We start from the raw sequence: 17,411 nt of genomic DNA, 5'->3' as shown, positions 1-17,411 counted from the left end.
CCGGATTGCCTTTCAAGCCGATTCGATGGCCGTCGTCATGGCCTTTACCACGCGCTGCCAGTCCCTCTGTTCGATCTTGAGTCGTTCGCGGCCTGATTTTGTGAGCATATAGTACCTGGCGCGCCGGTTGTTTTCCGAAGCCCGCCACTCCGCCTCCACCCAGCCCTTTTCTTCCATGCGATGGAGCGAGGGAAACAGCGAGCCGAAACTCACCCGGAAGGCTCCCTTCGTTATCTGTGTGATCCGTTGCGAAATGCCGACTCCATGCAGCGGCTCCAGGGAAATCGCTTTCAGGATGAGAAGGTCGAGAGTTCCACGCAAGAGGTCGGTTTTTTGCTCCGCCACAGGCATCTCCTATCGGATAGCGATATTACAACGCAGGCAGAGCCAATCTGTCAAGGAGAATTGACAAGGCGTGATCTTCATCGGGGAGAGAACGCTGCCAGCCACTGCAGCCGATTTCCAGGCCAATATCATGCAGAGCGCTGCGACCGACGGTTCGGCAACCGGTCGATCGAGCCGGGAGGTGGGCCGTGAGCGGCGAAGTTGCGTGGCGCATGGACATCAGCGGCGCCGCCCGGCAGGTCATGTTGGTTTTTATCGCACCCGCCTCGGAATTTCACCATGTTGCGCCGGAACGCGTTGCGGGATCCCGCGCTCCGGCTCCGTGGTCAGAAAGAATACTTGAGCGCGATCTCAATTATCCGCGGAAACTTGGCGCCAAAGATCATTCCGAACACGGAGGTTCCAAAGGTAGATTCGGGCTCCTCGAAATTCGTGTTGTTGAAAGCATTGAATAATTCCACGCGGAATTCGAGCATGTTTCCGCCCTCGCCGATCCGCGTCCTCTTGATCAGGCTGATGTCCCAGTTGCGGTACCCCGGAGTCGGCAGAATGTTCCGGCCGGAATTGCCAAATCCAAATTGTCGGGTGGGTGCCGCGAAGGCGCCGGTGTCAAACCAGCGGTCGATCGAACGTTGTGATGAATCCAGAACCCCGGAACCGATCCGGTCCGGCCGATCGCCCCAAACGCCGTCATTGTTGGGATCTCCGGGAAGAGTGGGATTGAAGCGATACCCGGTTGCGAAGGTTGTGATACCCGAAAGCCGCCACCCTTCAAACAGCGGCCGCAACTTGCCCATCCAAACCAATGGAAATGCCTGCTCCCGGCCAAAGGGCAGATCCAGGATATAGTTTAAAGAGAGGTTCTGCTCCGGTTCCTCGCCGCTCGCTGCTCGCTCTGCGCGCAGATTGCGCGGATTGGAGGGATCGTGCCAGTTTTCATCGCTGAAAATCCGGCTCCAGGCGTAGTTCGCCTGCAGGGAAAAACCTCTGGAAACACGCTTCTCGAGATTCAAGAGCAGTGAATTGAGCGACGATGAACCGCTCCCGGTGAGGATGGTGAAGCGACCGTAGTTCGGATTCGGCCGGCGATCCTGCAGCGGACCCGGCCCGGGCAGCGGCACGTTGCCGAGAAGGTTTCGTTCGGCGCGCGTGGATTTGACTCCGCGATAGGAAATCTCGACATTCCAGTTGCGCAGGAACTCGTTCTGGATCGACAGCCCCCACTCCTGGTTGTAGCTGGTGCGAAGCCGCGGCTCAATCCCGAGGATATTGAGCTCGGTTGGAACCGTTGCCTGAAAGGGATTGCTGAGGTTCAACCCCGGGCTATTTTCGGGCGACTCGGCGCGCTCGGTGTAAAAGAACGGGTAATTGCGCCCGATGAATTCGAGCGCCTCGTCGTCCCCGAGCGGATCATAGTCAATCTGGTAGAAGCTTCGGATCACCAGGCGGTTGTTGCCCAATGGATTGAATGCAACAGCGAAGCTCGGCTCCCAGTCTTTCCGATCCGGATAGACCGCCTGGCCGCTCGGGAGCCCCGCGAGACCGAGCTCGGCCGCTTTCTGACTGCCAGTCACGACAATCGCGCCGTGGAGAGGAGGCTCGAAAAGCAGCGGCGCAAAGGTGGCGACATTGTCGTGCAGAGATCGAAAGAAGGGGAAATAGTTGTATGCGATGGATCCGGAGAGGCTCAACTTGGAATTGATCTTCCAATCATCGCGGGCGAAAAACCTCCAGTTCTTGCGCCTCAAGTCGGCCCGGTCGGTGCCGACACCACGCTCGGCTACATTGGGCAAACCCAGCAAAAAATCCGCAAAGGCATCGCCGGAATAATCACCCGTGAACTCAAAGGCGCCCCGCCGCAGGCCGCCGGTGTGGGCGTTGTTGATCTGGTCGCCGCCAATCTCGGCGCCAAACTCCATGTTGTGGCGCCCACGAACGTAAGCAAAGCCAAGGCTCAGTTCGTAGCTGTTTCGAAACGTTGTGTTGGGCCAGTCACTGTCTCCGCCCAAATCGACATAGCCCGAAATATTGATGCTCGGATATCCCTCATCAAGCGGATCCAGAGTTTGCAATCCTGCGATGCCCAGAGAGGCCAGGAGGCCCCTCTGTCCGGCCTGGGCGGATAGCTGCTGCTCCGCATCACGGGAGAAGTTGAGCCCCAGAGTGGCCACCATGTTCTCATTCAAACTGTGGGTATACTCGATCGAGACGCTCTGGCTCCGTTCTTTTGAAGTGGCGCCGAAAATCGGAAGCGAGTTGACTTCGACCTGGTTGCTGTTGCCCAGGCTGTAGTTGCCGAACAGCTTTGAATTCTTGCTGAACTCGTAGTCGACTCTCGCAGTATAAGTGTCGGTGTTTTGAACTTCCGGCAGGTTGTTCACGAAGTTTCTGAATGGATCGCTCCGATTGGGATCCGGAATTACCGACAGCATCTTGGCCGCCACCGGGTGAATCGACGGCAGTTGATTATTGGTATAAGACAATCCGGTAAAAGGATCAACCAGCTGTTTAGAGAGGGCGCTGAAGTCGCCCTTTTTCATTTCCCGAGTTGGAACGTGCGCAAGGATCGTGGAACCGCGGTTGATGCGCAACCCATCGAACGTGCCGAAAAGGGTCAATCGATCCGACAACAAGGTGCCAAAGCTGCCGCCGAATTGGTTTCTCTTGAATTCGGGCAGTTTCTGCCCGACCGGATCGAAGAAATTGCGGGCATCAAAATTGTCGTTGCGGTGAAACTCGTAAACAGACCCGTACACTCGCCCGCGCTTGCGCACTTTGAAGGGATTCACAACCTCAGTAATCGAGATTGACCCCGTGCGCCGTAAACCGGCGGTTTCTTCACTGATCTGAATCCGAAATTCGTCGATTTTGATCAGGGATGGATCCGGCAGATTCGAGGTGTTCTGCTTGGGCGTCTCCGGCGCCTGCGCCGGCTTTCTTAAATTCTCCTGACCCGCCAAGGTTGCCCCCCCTGCAACCGCCAGGCACAAAACCGCGACCCATAGCTCTCTGGAAAATGTCCGCATGGTCATAGTCTCTCTGGAACCGGCCCGCGCTAGAAGAGCAACTCGCCGTTAACGATCATTTCTTTTGTCGAAAACGAAGCCCGCAGGCTCGGATTCGCACCAGGAACCTCCAGCAGTTCGAATACGACCTTCTGCCCTTTGGATACAATCGGCACACCATTGATCGCCCGCGGAAAGATGAATTTGGCGCCGACCCCCTCCTCGCGCGGCGGGAAATACGCTGCCAGCGCCACCTGAGGAAACTGGTCCGAGGAAAGGAAAGCCTTGTTTTTCAGCGTCTCGGCCGTTTCCTTCTGAAAAAACCTCCGGACGGTGCTCTCCTCGTTCGGGTCGTTGGAGCGGAAGCCGACCGCGACGACGATCCAGCGCTCCACGTCGAGCCTCAGCCCGGGTTGGATCGCAGCGTCGAAACGCTGCTTTTCTTCTGATCCGAGCCGGTCGTAGCCGTACTGGATTTGCTGAATGCGCGCAAAGGCCTCGCGGATCGGCCTGGCTGAAAGAAACCGGACATAAAAGGTATTGAAGATCTCCTTCTCGCCGGAGACGCCGCTGCCCACGCCGCCGATAACCTTGGTAAAGGTCTCGTGACGGGCCCAGGCCGATGAATTGAGGATTTCAACGGCCTTGGATAACGACCACTTCGGTACCGCCTGTTCTCCGGACGGGTAGGCGGCAGCCGTCATCAGGACGCAGGCAACAAAGAAAGATGCAGATGGTGAGCGCATCAGATTGCCCCTCGATCTCAGAATATCCTCGGATCGGAATTTTTCCGGCAACGGCAATATACTTGGAATGCCAATGATTATACACGCCTATCCTAACATGGCAGGCAATCCGCAAGCCAGGAATAGGCCTCTGCAAATCCAGTGGTTTCAATGGCGGGATTCGCCCGTTCGTGCCGTTTCTGCACATGGTTTGTGCAGGTTTTGCTCACCTGCGCGCACGAACATTTGAACTGATAAGAATGAGCAACTTCGTGCTGAGCCGTGTGTTTAAGTTTGTCGTTTACTAAAGAAACAGTTTCCCCCAGGATCCGTAGTTGAGTACACACCGGCTCCGACAGGACCTGGCCCGCAAGTCTGAGCAATTACGCACGATAATTGATTTGAACCTTTCGGTCCTGACGGCGTCCAATAAGCAAGATCACATAAATGAGGGCCCTCATGAATACTTGCCGTCGAATCTTTCTTTGGTTGACGTGCCTGGGTGCGCTGCTGGCCTCCTGCTACGGTCAGGAAACCAATGTCCAGCCGCCCACTATCAAGGTGGACTATGCCAGGCAGAAGGATCTCAAGCGCACCGCACGGAGGCTGGGCGTCAACATTGAGCGGCTGACGAACCTGCGCACCGCGCTGAAGGAAGCGACGGAGCTGGCACTGCGCCAGGATCCGCCGATGGCGAACGATTACGTCCCGATTGCCCGGCAGTGGATTCAGGCGAACCGGAAGGAAGCGCTGCCGGTCATTGCCTCCATGATCGAACAGGTAAGCAAACGTGCCCAGATGGCCGAGGATCTGGCGTTCTACCGCCAATGCACGACTCAGGGACAGCAGCTGTTGTATATGCTCTTTGACCTCGATATGGAGCGAGCCCGTCAGATCGCCGACCTCTGGCCCGCGCCTTCGGCAAAGCTGGGACAGGCCGGTGAACAGGCTCTGATTCAGTTTCAGAGTGAACTCAACGCCCGGCTTTTGAGCCAGGGGTCCGGCTCCCTGGCGGATGGGGCCTACACGCCGTATGTGCAGCCCCAGGTATCCGCCACGCTCCCCTTCGCACCCCGGCTCAGCGTGGCAGCGGCACTGGCAGCTGCGAATCAAAAGGAGAAGGCCCGTGCAGTGCTGGATCAGGCGATAGCGGACCTCGGCAACCGCCCTCCCGACCCGAGCAAGAACAACGAGTACGAGGCCTTTTTGCGGGGCATGGTCAGCTTCTACCCCGAGAGGTGCCCGGATGCTCTTGAAGCCTATAAAAGTCTGCTTTCTCGCCAGGACAACAGCGTAAATCCCGGCGTGATCTATGTGCTGGGAGAGGACAGGGTCTCGCTGAATCCTGCCGAGGCAGCCACACTGAACATGGTCCGCGCCCTTTACGGGAGACCGGAACTGGCGGCGAAGATATTAAGCTCTGATCCCGGATTGAGAGCCAAGCTGGATCAGCTTGGAGGGATCGACAATATCCTTAGCCCTTCCCCTCTCTCCAGCGCGCCCGCACCGAAGTCCTATCCAGCAAACAACCCTCCTCCGGTGATGGCGGCTACTCTGCCCGGGGCTGCCCCCAACAACCTCCAAAACAGCGCCGCGCCCGAGAAACCGCTCAATCCCTCCGAGCTGCTGCGATCCCTGCGCGGCAAGGCGGAGCTCAATCCGGTGGCAGTCCGGCGCAAGCTGGCGGATACCTGCCAAAAGAAAGAGCATTTTCCTGTCCTTATCTCGCTGGCACAGGTTGCGAATTACACGGACCCCGACCTCAGTTCAATCGCCCTCGATGTCGCGCATGGCCTGCTTCCTGCATTCGAATCTCTCCAGCAGCGATCCTCTTCCCTGAGGAGCCTGATATCGGCTCTGCGTCAGATCGAGGGTGAAGTTGACCCCACCCTGCTCAGGGAGGGGTTCATACTGGTGACCGAGTTGCGCGAGGAAGAGAAGAACAAGGAACAGGCAGCAGCTCCAACCTCATCCGGCGCCGGTGGGCTGCACCCGTCCGATGATTTCGAACTATTTCTGATCGCTCAGAATGCCCTGGATGATTTCGGCGCCGCACTCAGTCGCGTCCATGCGATTGAAGATGAGTACGTCAGGATCAAGGCCCTGCTTCAGATCGCCCAAGCGCTTACGGCCTACAACTGAAGGAAGCATGCGGACTGTGTCCCCTCGGGGGCCATCCCTGCTCTCCCTTCATGCGACGCTCCGAATTGAACCACAGATAGAGGCACAGTATGAAGATTGAGGGCTTTGCAGGAGCTCGTTATTTTCGTATCTGTTGCCCGTGCAGACTCTGCCTCGGTCCGACCCCGCTCAGAAGAGGGGACGCTGGGAGCCGGCGTCGCGGGTGAAGTGGTGGGTGGCGAGTGCGAGGCCGGCCTGGCTTAGACCAAATTTCCGGCAGGACATTTCGAAGAGCGCGCGAAGGCTCTCGGCGAATTTGCCTTCTCCCTGCTTGCGGGTGTCGAAGTCGCTGGTGCTGAGCTTGCCGCCACGAATCTCCTTGAGCCGGTTGAGGATCTTGGCAGAACGGGCAGGCATGTGCCGCGCAAGCCATTCGACAAACAGTTCTTCAACTGCCAGCGGCAGCCGGACCACAATGTATACCGCGGACTTGGCTCCGTTGGCGGCGGCATCCCTCAGGATCGCTGGAATCTCCTCATCCGTAAGTCCCGGTATCACGGGCGACACGCTGACCCCGGTTGCCACGCCGGCCTCGGCGAGCAGTCGCAGCGCTTCCATCCGCCGGCTTGGAGTGGCCGCCCGCGGTTCCATGATGCGTGCCAGGCGCGGATCGAGCGTGGTAATTGAGAAATGGCAGGATACCAGGTTGAGCCGTGCCAGTTCCTTCAGGATATCGAGGTCTCGCGTGATCAAATGGCTCTTGGTGATCATCGTGACCGGATTGCGGTATTTGAGGAAAACTCGCAGGCACCTGCGGGTGAGCTCGAGACGGCGTTCCACAGGCTGGTAACAGTCGGTGTTGCCCGATAGGCAGACCGGTTGCGGCCGCCACGACTTTCGGCGGAAGGCTTGTTCCAGCAGCTCCGGGGCATTGGGCTTGACCAAAATCTTCGATTCAAAATCCACGCCGGCGGAAAAGCCGAGGTACTCGTGGGTCTGTCGCGCGTAGCAATAAATGCAGCCGTGCTCGCAGCCGCGGTATGGGTTGATGCTGTAGGTGAAGGGAACATCCGGGCTGTCGTTTTCAGCGAGGATCGACCGCGCCGAATCCACATAAAACTCGGTCGGCACCGGTGGTTGCTCATCCTCCCCTTCGAGCGGTTCGATGTGGAACTTGTGGAAGCGGTTAGGAGGGTTATACGCCGCGCCGCGGCCGTGATCAAATTTCGGCATAGCGGGGAAATTGTATCAGAGCAGCGATCGGAACGGCCCCTCTTCTGTGCTCCACTTGACGGACAGACGGGGGCTGACGGCGATGCGGCCTGATAGGCCAGGCCGAATCACAGGTCGTTCTGCCGAGGCCAACTCCCGCCCTCCGGTGTCGGGCCTCGAAGATTTGCTTTTTTGACATTTCTACCGTGAAAAGTAAGCCTTGACGCCAAAGGGTAAATCTTCAAGTTGTGCTTTCCGGCCCCGAGACCAGTTTCGGCAGCGCGTTTATTGGATGACGATGGGGACGCGGCGGTATATGTGCATATCGGCGATTGTGTCCCACACGTGGATCTGCAAGGTGTATGTACCTTTCTTGAGACTCTTCAGAGGCAGGGCGATTGCTACGGTTGCCTCTCCTTTCCGGTCTTCAGTCTGCGTTCCGCCGAAGCCTCCTGGCCCCCCAGGCCCTCTCATGCCACCCGGCCCCGTGGCCCCGCATACCTCCAAATCCTCCGGGGCCGCCCCTGCCTCCAAATCCGGGACCTCCGCTCTGTTTGGTCCAGTCCCGGACAATTTCGGGCGTGGACTCGAGGATCTTGGTGTTGGCTCTCATGAGCATCAGGTATGTCGCGATCGAGGGCTTTTGGCTCTCCTGGGCGGCCGCCGCGCCATAGACCTGAAAATAGACATATACGGTCTGACCGTTGAGAAAAACGTTGCCGATACTGGGCACGATCCTTTTATCGCCCACTACCAGCGGATTGTAGCCGAATCCCAGATCCTGAAATCTGCGCATCGCACCCTGGTGCGTGATCCCGTCCGCCGCCGAGCCGCCCCCCGTGGCATCCGCCAATCGATTGCCCAGAATGATGGAGCTGGTGTCGAGCGTTTTCAGATCGACTGACGGAACGCTGATCGGTTCCTCGAAACTTCCCAACTTCCCGTTGCCGTTGTCGCGCACCAGAAACTTGAGCTTGTAGTCACCTGGTATGTGGACATGGATGCTCTGGCACCGTGCATTTGATTGTGTCTTGATGCCTCGTCATGTCGACATACATATGAATTCATTAATAAATTCTGCCGCATGCTGGGCATTCGTATGTTGTCTGAATTCCGTGAGGCACCCATAAGAACAGGGAAGCGACTCTTTTTGCCCACCGGTGCGAAATTGTTGTCGCTCAGGTCCGGCACTGAATGGACCCGGCCGTGAGGCCGGGATAGAGAATGCAGGGAGAAGAAGCGCCGAAGGCGCGGCGGCAATGACTTTCAGGACGCGGATGAACGCTGGCGGAGCTTTGGCCGTCCCGACGGCCAAAGCTCTGCACGCGTATCTGATCCGCGTTAATCCACGTCCGGCTCGCGCTTCCGATATAATCCTTCCTTTGCAGCACTATTTTTGACGCTCTGTATACTCCTTCTTTCCGTAGTATCCCTTCTTAGTGCGGGCTAACAAACCAGGCCTGTTTACCTTGACCTCGACCTTGCGAAACTTGCCATCGTGCTTCTGATTCGATGAGTAATATCCGATACTGTATTGGCTGGCCAGCTCATCGGCAATTTCCCGAAAGGCGGACGACAGATCCTCCATCTTCAGCGCATCAAATACGGTACCCCCGCTGTACTCCGACAGCTCGCTCAGGTAGGCGCGGCCGCGGGTGTACTCCATGTCCGAGCCGCCCGGCCCATAGATGGGCGGTCTCGGCAGCCCCATTCTGCCCCGGCCCATGGGCCTCGGAGCTCCCCTCGCCACATCCGCCTCGGTGTTAAAGTAGACACTGTAGACGGTCGCCTTCGTCTCTTTGGCCAGCTCCAGCGTCTCCTGCATTGAGGCTTTGCGACTCGCCGTGTCGACACCATCGGTGAAAAGAACCAGAGCGCATCGCTCCGTCACCGGCTTCAACACCTCTTCGAGTCCCAGCCAGACAGCTTCATAAACTACGGTGGATCCGCCGGGGCGCGTCTCCTTGATGGCGCGAGCATTCCGATCACGGTCAATACTGAAATCCTGCAAAAGCGTTACGTCCCCCGCAAAGGACATCACTGCCACTTCATCGTCCGGATGAAGCTGATTGACGAAATCTATCGCCTCATTCTGGATCCGGCCAAGCTTCCGCTCGACGCTCCCGCTCGTGTCCAGCGCAAGCAACACGTCTATCGGCTCGTCCGTGGTCTCGAAACCGCTGATCTCTTGCTTAACCCCGTCCTCTATGACCGTGAAGTCATCCTTGGTCAGATCCGTGACACGCCTGCCTTCCCTGGTCGTGACCACCACCGGCAGCGACACCATCTCGACCTCAACGTGGATGGATTGGGGGGAGTCGGATTTCTGAGAGGCGGAGGATTGACCCGCGCCGAATGCGGCCAGCGCACCCACAATAATGAAGCCGCCCGTGACAAACCATTGGAGTCTATGTCGCATATGTTTCCGGTCCTGCACCCCTGCGGCCCGCGGGGGAGACGATTGCAGAAGATTAGATGTATTGAAGGACCGGAAGTTTCACCATGGGATCGACAGCTTTTCGCCGCTGTCAGGCAAATCCAACACGATAAATCGGAGCTGATGCGCACGCTGGATCTGCAATACAACCGGACTTCCAGGCGGCAGTTGCCAAGATCCGCCTGCAGCGCCGCGACGTTGGAAATCGCCTTGCCGTTGACAGAACTGCTAGTCCCTTGTCCACTAACGCTGTTGGGATTGAAGAGAGTGTGCGGGCACGATAATCTATTTAGGGGGCGGAACAAGATGCCTTTAGAATGATGGGTGCCCCTATAGTCGCTGCCTGCACACGCGCAGCCATCGACACGACGGCCAAAGTGGACGACACGGCCACCTCGGATCTGTTTAACGGGATGTCGCGTGACATCGACAAGTGGCTGTGGTTTCTGGAAGCGCTCATCCAACTGTGAACGAGCGACGAGTGGCGAGTGCTGAATGATTTCATTCGGCACTCGCTGTCTGGAAAGGAGTGCGAGGATGGCAGAATCAGGGAAGAGGATAGTGAAGATTCTTGGCATTGCGGGAAGCCTGCGCCGTGGCTCATTCAACAGAGCAGCTTTGCGTGCCGCCCAGGCACTCGCCCCCGCGGGGGCCGAGCTCGAGGTTTTCGAGCTCGACGGCATTCCAGGTTTCAATCAGGATGAGGAGCAGCACCCGCCTGCAAAGGTAGCCGAACTAAAGAGCCGCGTGCGCGCCGCCGGTGCGATTCTGCTGGTGACCCCTGAATACAACTACTCGATCCCCGGAGTACTGAAGAACGCCATCGACTGGGCTTCGAGACCCTATGGAGACAATGCCTGGAACGGCAAGCCGGTCGCGGTGATGGGAGCGTCGATCGGTACCATGGGAACCGCGCGGGCCCAGTACCATTTGCGCCAGTGTTTCGTCTTCCTGAACATGCACGCTCTGAACCAGCCTGAAGTCATGATCACGAACGCGGCAGAGCGATTCGATGCCTCGGGGAATCTCATTGACGAGAAGATCAAGGAGCGGATTCGCGAGCTTCTCAACAGCCTGGTTACATGGACGCACCGGCTGCACCAAAACCTGGGGTGAGCGAAGCCATCCCTGTGTGGGATAAAAGGAGAAAGCGCTCTGAAGGGGCGAAAGAACCTGCAATCTCGAAATCCGTGCAAGGTCATGCCGCTCCAAGGCGGCCAAAGTGAAACTCTGGAAGTGTTCATGCAGGATTCTCGATGAAAACACTCATCGGCGTTTTCGGCATCCTCCTGATTCTCATCATCCTGCAGGACGGTTTTGAGGCGATTATCCTCCCCCGGCGGGTAACCAGGCGGTTTCGATTTACGAGATTTTTCTACCGCATGATTTGGATTCCGTGGCGGGCCCTCGCGCGGCGAATGAGGTCCGGCAAGCGGCGGGAGGACTACCTCAGCTGGTTCGGGCCCCTCTCTTTGATTCTTCTGCTATCCGTCTGGGCGTCAGGACTTCTTATGGGCTTTGCCATGCTTCAGTGGGCCCTGGTTTCGCCGCTCCACGCGCCTGACGGACCCGTACGTTTCGGCACTTATGTCTACATGAGCGGCACCACGTTTTTTACCCTGGGCTATGGAGATGTGACTCCTGCCGCTCCGCTCGGACGCGTGCTGGCAGTAGTCGAAACCGGGATGGGCTTCGGGTTCTTTGCGCTCGTAATTGGTTATCTGCCCGTGATCTATCAGGCGTTCTCCCGGCGCGAGACCAACATCTCGCTGCTCGACGCACGCGCCGGATCGCCGCCGAGCGCCGCGGAACTGCTGCGCCGCCACGGGAACCGCGTGGAAGCGATCGATGACCTCCTCCGGGACTGGGAGCACTGGTCGGCAGACCTGATGGAGAGCCACATTTCTTATCCGGTTCTTTGCTACTACCGCTCTCAACACAATAACCAGTCCTGGTTGGCAGCCTTGACGGCGATTCTCGACACGAGCGCACTGGTAATAGTCGGGGTGGATGGGGCTGCAGAGCGGCAGGCAGAGCTGACCTTCGCAATGGCACGCCACGCCGTCGTGGACCTGGCGCAGACATTCAACATGCCGCCTCGAGCCCCCGTCCCGGATCGGCTCCCGCCCGATGAATTGACACGGTTGCGTTCCACCCTCGCCGACTCCGGCGTCAGGCTGCGCCAGGATGCGGCCGCCGACGCGAAACTGCCCAAGTTAAGGCGGATGTACGAGCCCTATGTCAACGCGTTGGCAGAGTTTTTGTTCATGCCTCTACCCCGCTGGACTCCGGCCTCTGCCGTCGTCGACAACTGGCAGACGAGCGCATGGGGAAGAATCTCTGCAAGAACCGCCGCATCGACCTCCATTGGGACGGATGACGAGGAGCACCTCTAACCATAGCCCAGGCACGTCAAGGGAAGAAACCGGCACGCAAGGATTACTCGTATTTCAGCGCCACGGCGGGATCCACCCTGGCCGCGCGCCGGGCCGGAGTCAGGCTTGCCAGGACGGCAACGGCGAACAGAATCGCGGAGACGAGGACGAGCGTGAGCAGATCCTTGGGCGCCACGGCGAACAAAAAAGTCTTCATATATCCCGTCAGCCAGAATGCGCCCGCGACCCCGAGGCCCACTCCGAGGAGAGCGAGCAGCGCGGCCTTCCCGAGAACCATGCCGACAACATCCGCGGCCTGCGCACCCAGCGTCATGCGGATGCCGATCTCATGGGTCCTCTGCGCGACCGCATAGTTGATGAGACCGTACAATCCAATCGCCGCCATCGACACCGCGACAAAGGCGAAGAAACCAAACAGGCCGAGGTAAAACCTCGTCGTCGCCAGATGGGGCTCGTACAGATCCTTCATGGTGAGGATCTCGACCGGCGAGCGCGGATCCAGGGCCCACACCTCCCGCTTCAGGGCCGGCACCAGATTGCGCGGGTCGCGCTCGCTCCTGACGACAAACGAGACATAGCCCATGATCCAGTTGGCGGCAGCCGGCACATAAACCTTGGGGCCATATTCACTCTGCAGCGTCCGGTACCTGGCGTCCCCGACTACCCCGACCACTTCACGGGGGACGGTTTCACTTCGCAGGCGCAGCTTCCTGCCGATCGGATCTGCGCCTGGAAAGAATTTCTGCGCCGCTTGCCGGCTCAGGATCACCACGGGAGCGTTATCGGCATCGTCCCGCTCCGTAAAGGCGCGGCCCCGCAGCAGCGGAATGCCCATGGCAGCGAGATAGCCGGCTGTCGAGCCGACCGGCTCGACAGCACGCCAATCCGGTTTTGCCGCGCCTTCCTCGACCGAAGCCGATGTGTAGGCGCCGGAACCGTCCAGCGGGAACATGCTGGACGCGGCGGCCGCCCGGACCTGCGGCAGCGCGCGCAGGCGTTGGAGCAGGTCGTTCATGAATCGGCCGCGGTTTCCCTCGGAAAGTTGGTACAGACTCGTTCCCGGAGGCGCCACGCGAAAGGTGAGGACATTCCTGGGGTCGAACCCGAGTTCGACGTTCTGAAGCCTCAGGAAGCTGTTGATCATCAATCCCGCCCCGGCAAGCAGGACCAGCGCCAATGCTACCTCGGCGACCACCAGTACAGCCCTCTTCCTGTTAGTGGAGCGGGACGCCGCGGTCGTGATTCCCTCTTTGAGGGTGGCCACGAGATTCGGCTTCGAAGCCGTGAGCGCCGGCAGCAGGCCGAAGAGGAAGGCGGTGAGGGTGGAGGCGCCGACGGCAAACAACAGGACTGCAGGATTCAGGCGCGCCTCACCTGGCCCCGGGATGCCGGGCGCTTTCCAGGCAACGAACAGGCTCACCCCCAGGTAGGCGAGCAGAATGCCGGCCGCGCCCCCGAGGGAGGACAGCAACACGCTTTCGGTAAGCAGATACCGGACGATGCGCACCCGTGACGCCCCGAGGGCCGCGCGCAGGGCCATTTCCCGCGCGCGCACGGAAGCGCGGGCCAGGAGGAGGTTCGCCACGTTCACGCAGGCGACGAGCAGGACAAACAGGACCGCGCCGAACAGGGTCCACACAACCGTTCGATTCAGCGGACTGGTGTAGTCGGTCCACGCTCTCAGATCTACGCCGAACATCCTGCGGGTTTTGTCCGAACCTTGCGCCAGGCGGGCTTCCAGCAGGTTCATGGCAGTCTGCGCCTGAGACAGGGAGACGTTGCCTTTGAGCCGTCCGACGACGGTAAACCCGCCGCCGGGCATCGTGCTCGATCGCGAGGGGTCCTCATCGAGCACCCAGGGAATCCAATAGTTGGTTCCGGCGACCGGGAATCCCGCGCGCGCGGGCATGACGCCGATGACGGTATAGGGCTTGTTCTCGATGGAAACGATTTTGCCGATGACATTCCGCTCGCCGCCGTACCGTTTTTGCCAGAAACCGTATCCCAGGATGACCACGTTCCCCTTCCCCGGCTGGTCTGCGTCGGGATCGAAGTCGCGGCCGAGCGCGGGTTGAATCCCGGCCATCCGGAAAATGTCGGCGCTTGCGATCAGTCCCGTCACGCGCGCCGGCTCGCCCTGGTCGACCCAGGCCAGGGAGCGCGTTCGATAGACGACGAGTTGGGCGAACACCTCGTTGTCCCGCCGCCAGTCCCGTAAGCTTGCCATCGACGGCGCGCGCCTGCCCTCCTGCACATCCTTCAAATACACTGAATACACGAGGGCTACCCGGTCCGGATTACGGAAGGAGTACTCGGGGAACAGCGACGCGTGCACGACCGTGAATATGGCGGTGGTCGATCCGATGCCGATCGCCAGCGTCAATACGGCGGCAAGTGTGAACACGCGGCTCTTCACAAGCGCCCGCGCGGCAAAGCGCACGTCCTGGCCGAGGCGGTCAAGCCAGCCGAAGCGCCACACCTCGGCGGTCATTTCGCTGAACATCGTGACATTGCCGAACTTCCGCCGCGCCGCATAGCGCGCTTCCTCGGGCGACATCCCGGCCTCGATATTTTCACTGATTTCAATATCGAGGTGTTCCCGGATCTCCTCCTCGACTTCGCTGCCCGCGGGCCGCCTATTCAGGCGTCCCCATAGATCCGCAAATCCACGCATCAGATTCATGATCGCCTCTCTTCCGGAGAAGCCTGCACGATTCGTGTGATGGCGCGCACCAGCCGTTCCCATTTTGTGGTCTCGACCGCGAGCTGCTTTCGCCCGGAACGGGTGAGGCGATAGTATTTGGCGCGGCGGTTGTTCTTCGAGACTCCCCATTCGGACGCGATCCACCCCCGGCGCAGCAGGCGGTGAAGCGCCGGATACAGCGAACCGTGGTCCACCTGCAGGATATCCTCGGACGTGTGCTCGATCGCGGTCGCGATCGCGTGGCCATGCATGGGTTCGAACAGCAGGGTGCGCAAAATGATCATGTCCAGGGTGCCCTGGAGCAGATCCTCCCGTTCATTCGTTTTTGATTTGGGCGTTTCCGATCGGGGCATGTTGGCTTCACTCCGCAAAAGCAAATGACCTGACGGCCACCCGTCTTTCCCGGCGGCGTGGATACATTGGTAGAATGCCTACTCTACGACTTCTCGGGTAGATTGTCAACCAGATGCTCCTGCGATAGAGTAATCACAGAATTGCGGAGCAAGCTGTTTCAGGACTGCATCAAACCCGTAGGAGAAAAAAGTCATGGTCAGGATCGCTCATGTCCTGTCTGTGGGGATTCCTTTTGTGATTGGGTACTCTGCCTACCCAATGCAGGCGCAGTCATCTCTGCTTGGGCGCTGGGGGAATCTCCTTGAGCCCAAATAGGGCCTGGAGCCCGCGCATTCGGGACTCGGGAGATCGCGCAGGCGCCGCTGCCGCCAATTCCCGCCCTGTTGTATACTGGCGGCTGCAAAATCTCGGAGATCTCATTCATGCCGAACACTGCCTGGTATCGGAACCTCGTCGTCATCTGGACTTTGGTCCTCCTGCTCCCACCGCTGGGGCTGATCCTGTTATGGATGAGGCGCGACAGCCGCTTGGCGGCGAAATTGCTGGGATCACTGGCTGCATTTGCGTTTGCAGTGGTCCACCTCTTTCTTTTCTGGGGCCTTAGAATGGAGATGGACGGGAGCTTGACTCATCCGATCTTTACCCTCAGGAATCGCGAAAGCCACAGCGCGGAGATTGAAAAGCGCCGCAAGGAGGAGCTCTCCATCGATGCGAGCCAATTGCAGGCTCCGTTGCCGGAAACGACTCCCTGGGTCTCTGCAACCGCTGCAACGGGCGCGGAGCTGCGATCACCGCCTGCGGTTGATCGCTTCTACTGGCCGGAGTTTCGTGGCCCGGGACGCAACGGGATCTATGCCGGAGGCGGAATGCTCACCGACTGGCCCTCAGGCAAGCTTCCGCTCCTCTGGAAGCGTCCTGTCGGCGGTGGGTACGCCTCAGTGGTAGTGGCGGATGGATTGATTTTCACCATCGAGCAGCGCCGGCAAAAGGAAGTTGTCGCCGCGTATGCCATCGATTCCGGGCGGGAGCAGTGGATCCACGGCTGGGACGCCGAATTCCGGGAGACCATGGGCGGTGACGGACCGCGCGCAACACCCACCTGGCATGAAGGGCGCCTCTACGCCCTCGGCGCCACCGGCGAGTTTCGCTGCCTTGACGCCCGATCCGGCAGTCGCATATGGTCACGCAACATACTCACAGACAACCAGGCTGAGAACATCCCTTGGGGGATGGCCGCCTCGCCCCTCATCGTAGACGATAAGGTGATCGTCCTGGCCGGCGGCCCGCATGGCAAATCGGTTGTCGCCTATAACAGGCTGACGGGGGATCCGATCTGGAAAGCGCTCGACGACCGTCAAGCCTACACCTCCCCGCAACTGATCACCCTCGCCGGCCGTCGGCAGATCCTGGTCGTAAGCGCGAATCGGGCCATGGGCTTGACTGTCGAGAACGGCTCGCTTCTCTGGGAATATCCCTGGGTCACCCACGAGGGCATCAACGTGGCGCAGCCGATCGCACTAACGGACGATTGTTTTTTCATCTCCGCCGGATATGACCACGGCGCCGCTCTGGTCGAGGTCTTCCGCAGGGATGACGGTTACGGGGCGCGCACAGTCTGGCAGAACAACCGCATGAAAAACAAGTTCGGCAGCTCAGTTCTGTACGAAGGATATATCTACGGCCTCGACGAGGCGATCCTCGCGTGCCTCGATCCGGCGAGCGGCGAGCTCAAATGGAAGGGCGGGCGCTACGGCTACGGACAGCTGCTGCTCGTTTCCGGCCATTTGATCATCAGCAGTGAGAACGGCGTCGTCGCGCTCGTGAAGGCCAGCCCGGAACGATATCAGGAAATTGCGCGCTTTCCGGCGGTCGAGGGGAAAACGTGGAATGTCCCGGCGATTGCGGACGGGCGGCTGATCGTACGCAACAGCACCGAGATGGCCTGCTTCCGGATCGCCAAATCAGAACCCAGAGCGCTTCAGCCATCCGTCAAATGACCGGGAATCCCGTCTTCGGGTCAGTCACCTGGCAGCATCAGGATATTTATTTCACAAAAATATCCGCGAGCAGTCTCATCAGAAGGGAAGGGCGGCGGTCGCCCCTGCGCGCAAA

13 protein-coding genes are annotated in these 17,411 nt (G+C 59.3%); 5 read left to right on the top strand and 8 right to left on the bottom strand.

Annotation, left to right across the window (positions count from 1 at the left end; all coding sequences use genetic code 11):
• Nucleotides 1-12: 12 nt before the first annotated feature.
• The 3 genes from LAP85_02425 to LAP85_02415 form a co-directional block, all read right to left on the bottom strand.
• Nucleotides 13-345 (bottom strand): PadR family transcriptional regulator, encoded by a 333-nt coding sequence (locus tag LAP85_02425; protein MBZ5495232.1) that lies wholly within the window; start codon nucleotides 343-345, stop codon nucleotides 13-15.
• 326 nt (nucleotides 346-671) lie between these two features.
• Nucleotides 672-3,377 carry a hypothetical protein gene (locus LAP85_02420; GenBank protein ID MBZ5495231.1) on the bottom strand — a complete coding sequence of 902 codons (2,706 nt, stop codon included), beginning with the start codon at nucleotides 3,375-3,377 and terminating at the stop codon, nucleotides 672-674.
• Nucleotides 3,378-3,400: 23 nt separating this feature from the next.
• Nucleotides 3,401-4,096 (bottom strand): hypothetical protein, encoded by a 696-nt coding sequence (locus LAP85_02415; protein MBZ5495230.1) that lies wholly within the window; start codon nucleotides 4,094-4,096, stop codon nucleotides 3,401-3,403.
• Between the two features lie 438 nt (nucleotides 4,097-4,534).
• On the opposite strand from LAP85_02415, the gene LAP85_02410 reads away from it, so the two are divergent.
• Nucleotides 4,535-6,217: a hypothetical protein gene (locus LAP85_02410; protein MBZ5495229.1), complete on the top strand. Its 1,683-nt coding sequence runs from the start codon at nucleotides 4,535-4,537 to the stop codon at nucleotides 6,215-6,217.
• Between the two features lie 168 nt (nucleotides 6,218-6,385).
• Here LAP85_02410 and LAP85_02405 read toward each other — a convergent pair whose 3' ends face one another.
• The 3 genes from LAP85_02405 to LAP85_02395 form a co-directional block, all read right to left on the bottom strand.
• Nucleotides 6,386-7,429, bottom strand: a complete 1,044-nt coding sequence (locus tag LAP85_02405) for a PA0069 family radical SAM protein (GenBank protein ID MBZ5495228.1) — start codon at nucleotides 7,427-7,429, stop codon at nucleotides 6,386-6,388.
• A gap of 406 nt (nucleotides 7,430-7,835) precedes the next feature.
• A complete protein-coding gene (locus tag LAP85_02400) occupies nucleotides 7,836-8,369 on the bottom strand; it encodes a hypothetical protein (GenBank protein ID MBZ5495227.1) in 534 nt (177 codons plus the stop codon).
• 429 nt (nucleotides 8,370-8,798) lie between these two features.
• Complete coding sequence (locus LAP85_02395; protein MBZ5495226.1) at nucleotides 8,799-9,827, bottom strand: VWA domain-containing protein; 1,029 nt, start codon at nucleotides 9,825-9,827, stop codon at nucleotides 8,799-8,801.
• Nucleotides 9,828-10,162: 335 nt separating this feature from the next.
• On the opposite strand from LAP85_02395, the gene LAP85_02390 reads away from it, so the two are divergent.
• From LAP85_02390 to LAP85_02380, 3 genes are all read left to right on the top strand, one after another.
• Nucleotides 10,163-10,315: a hypothetical protein gene (locus LAP85_02390; GenBank protein MBZ5495225.1), complete on the top strand. Its 153-nt coding sequence runs from the start codon at nucleotides 10,163-10,165 to the stop codon at nucleotides 10,313-10,315.
• Between the two features lie 67 nt (nucleotides 10,316-10,382).
• Nucleotides 10,383-10,961, top strand: a complete 579-nt coding sequence (locus LAP85_02385) for an NAD(P)H-dependent oxidoreductase (GenBank protein MBZ5495224.1) — start codon at nucleotides 10,383-10,385, stop codon at nucleotides 10,959-10,961.
• A gap of 140 nt (nucleotides 10,962-11,101) precedes the next feature.
• Nucleotides 11,102-12,241, top strand: a complete 1,140-nt coding sequence (locus tag LAP85_02380; protein MBZ5495223.1) for a potassium channel family protein — start codon at nucleotides 11,102-11,104, stop codon at nucleotides 12,239-12,241.
• Between the two features lie 43 nt (nucleotides 12,242-12,284).
• Here the strand turns inward: LAP85_02380 and LAP85_02375 are convergent, their stop codons facing one another.
• Nucleotides 12,285-14,924 (bottom strand): ABC transporter permease, encoded by a 2,640-nt coding sequence (locus tag LAP85_02375; GenBank protein ID MBZ5495222.1) that lies wholly within the window; start codon nucleotides 14,922-14,924, stop codon nucleotides 12,285-12,287.
• Nucleotides 14,921-15,298 carry a PadR family transcriptional regulator gene (locus LAP85_02370; protein ID MBZ5495221.1) on the bottom strand — a complete coding sequence of 126 codons (378 nt, stop codon included), beginning with the start codon at nucleotides 15,296-15,298 and terminating at the stop codon, nucleotides 14,921-14,923. Before LAP85_02370 ends, LAP85_02375 begins: the two co-directional genes overlap by 4 nt.
• A 423-nt stretch (nucleotides 15,299-15,721) precedes the next feature.
• Between LAP85_02370 and LAP85_02365 the strand changes: the two genes are divergently transcribed.
• On the top strand, nucleotides 15,722-17,296 hold the full coding sequence (locus tag LAP85_02365; GenBank protein ID MBZ5495220.1) for a PQQ-like beta-propeller repeat protein: 1,575 nt from the start codon (nucleotides 15,722-15,724) through the stop codon (nucleotides 17,294-17,296).
• The last annotated feature ends 115 nt before the right edge of the window (nucleotides 17,297-17,411 follow it).

The sequence above is a fragment of the Terriglobia bacterium genome, from assembly GCA_020072565.1.
In the GTDB taxonomy this organism is placed as follows: Bacteria; Acidobacteriota; UBA6911; order UBA6911; family UBA6911; genus JAFNAG01.
The sequence above is the reverse complement of the archived record's forward strand: the minus strand, read 5'-3'. Positions and strand labels throughout refer to the sequence as shown.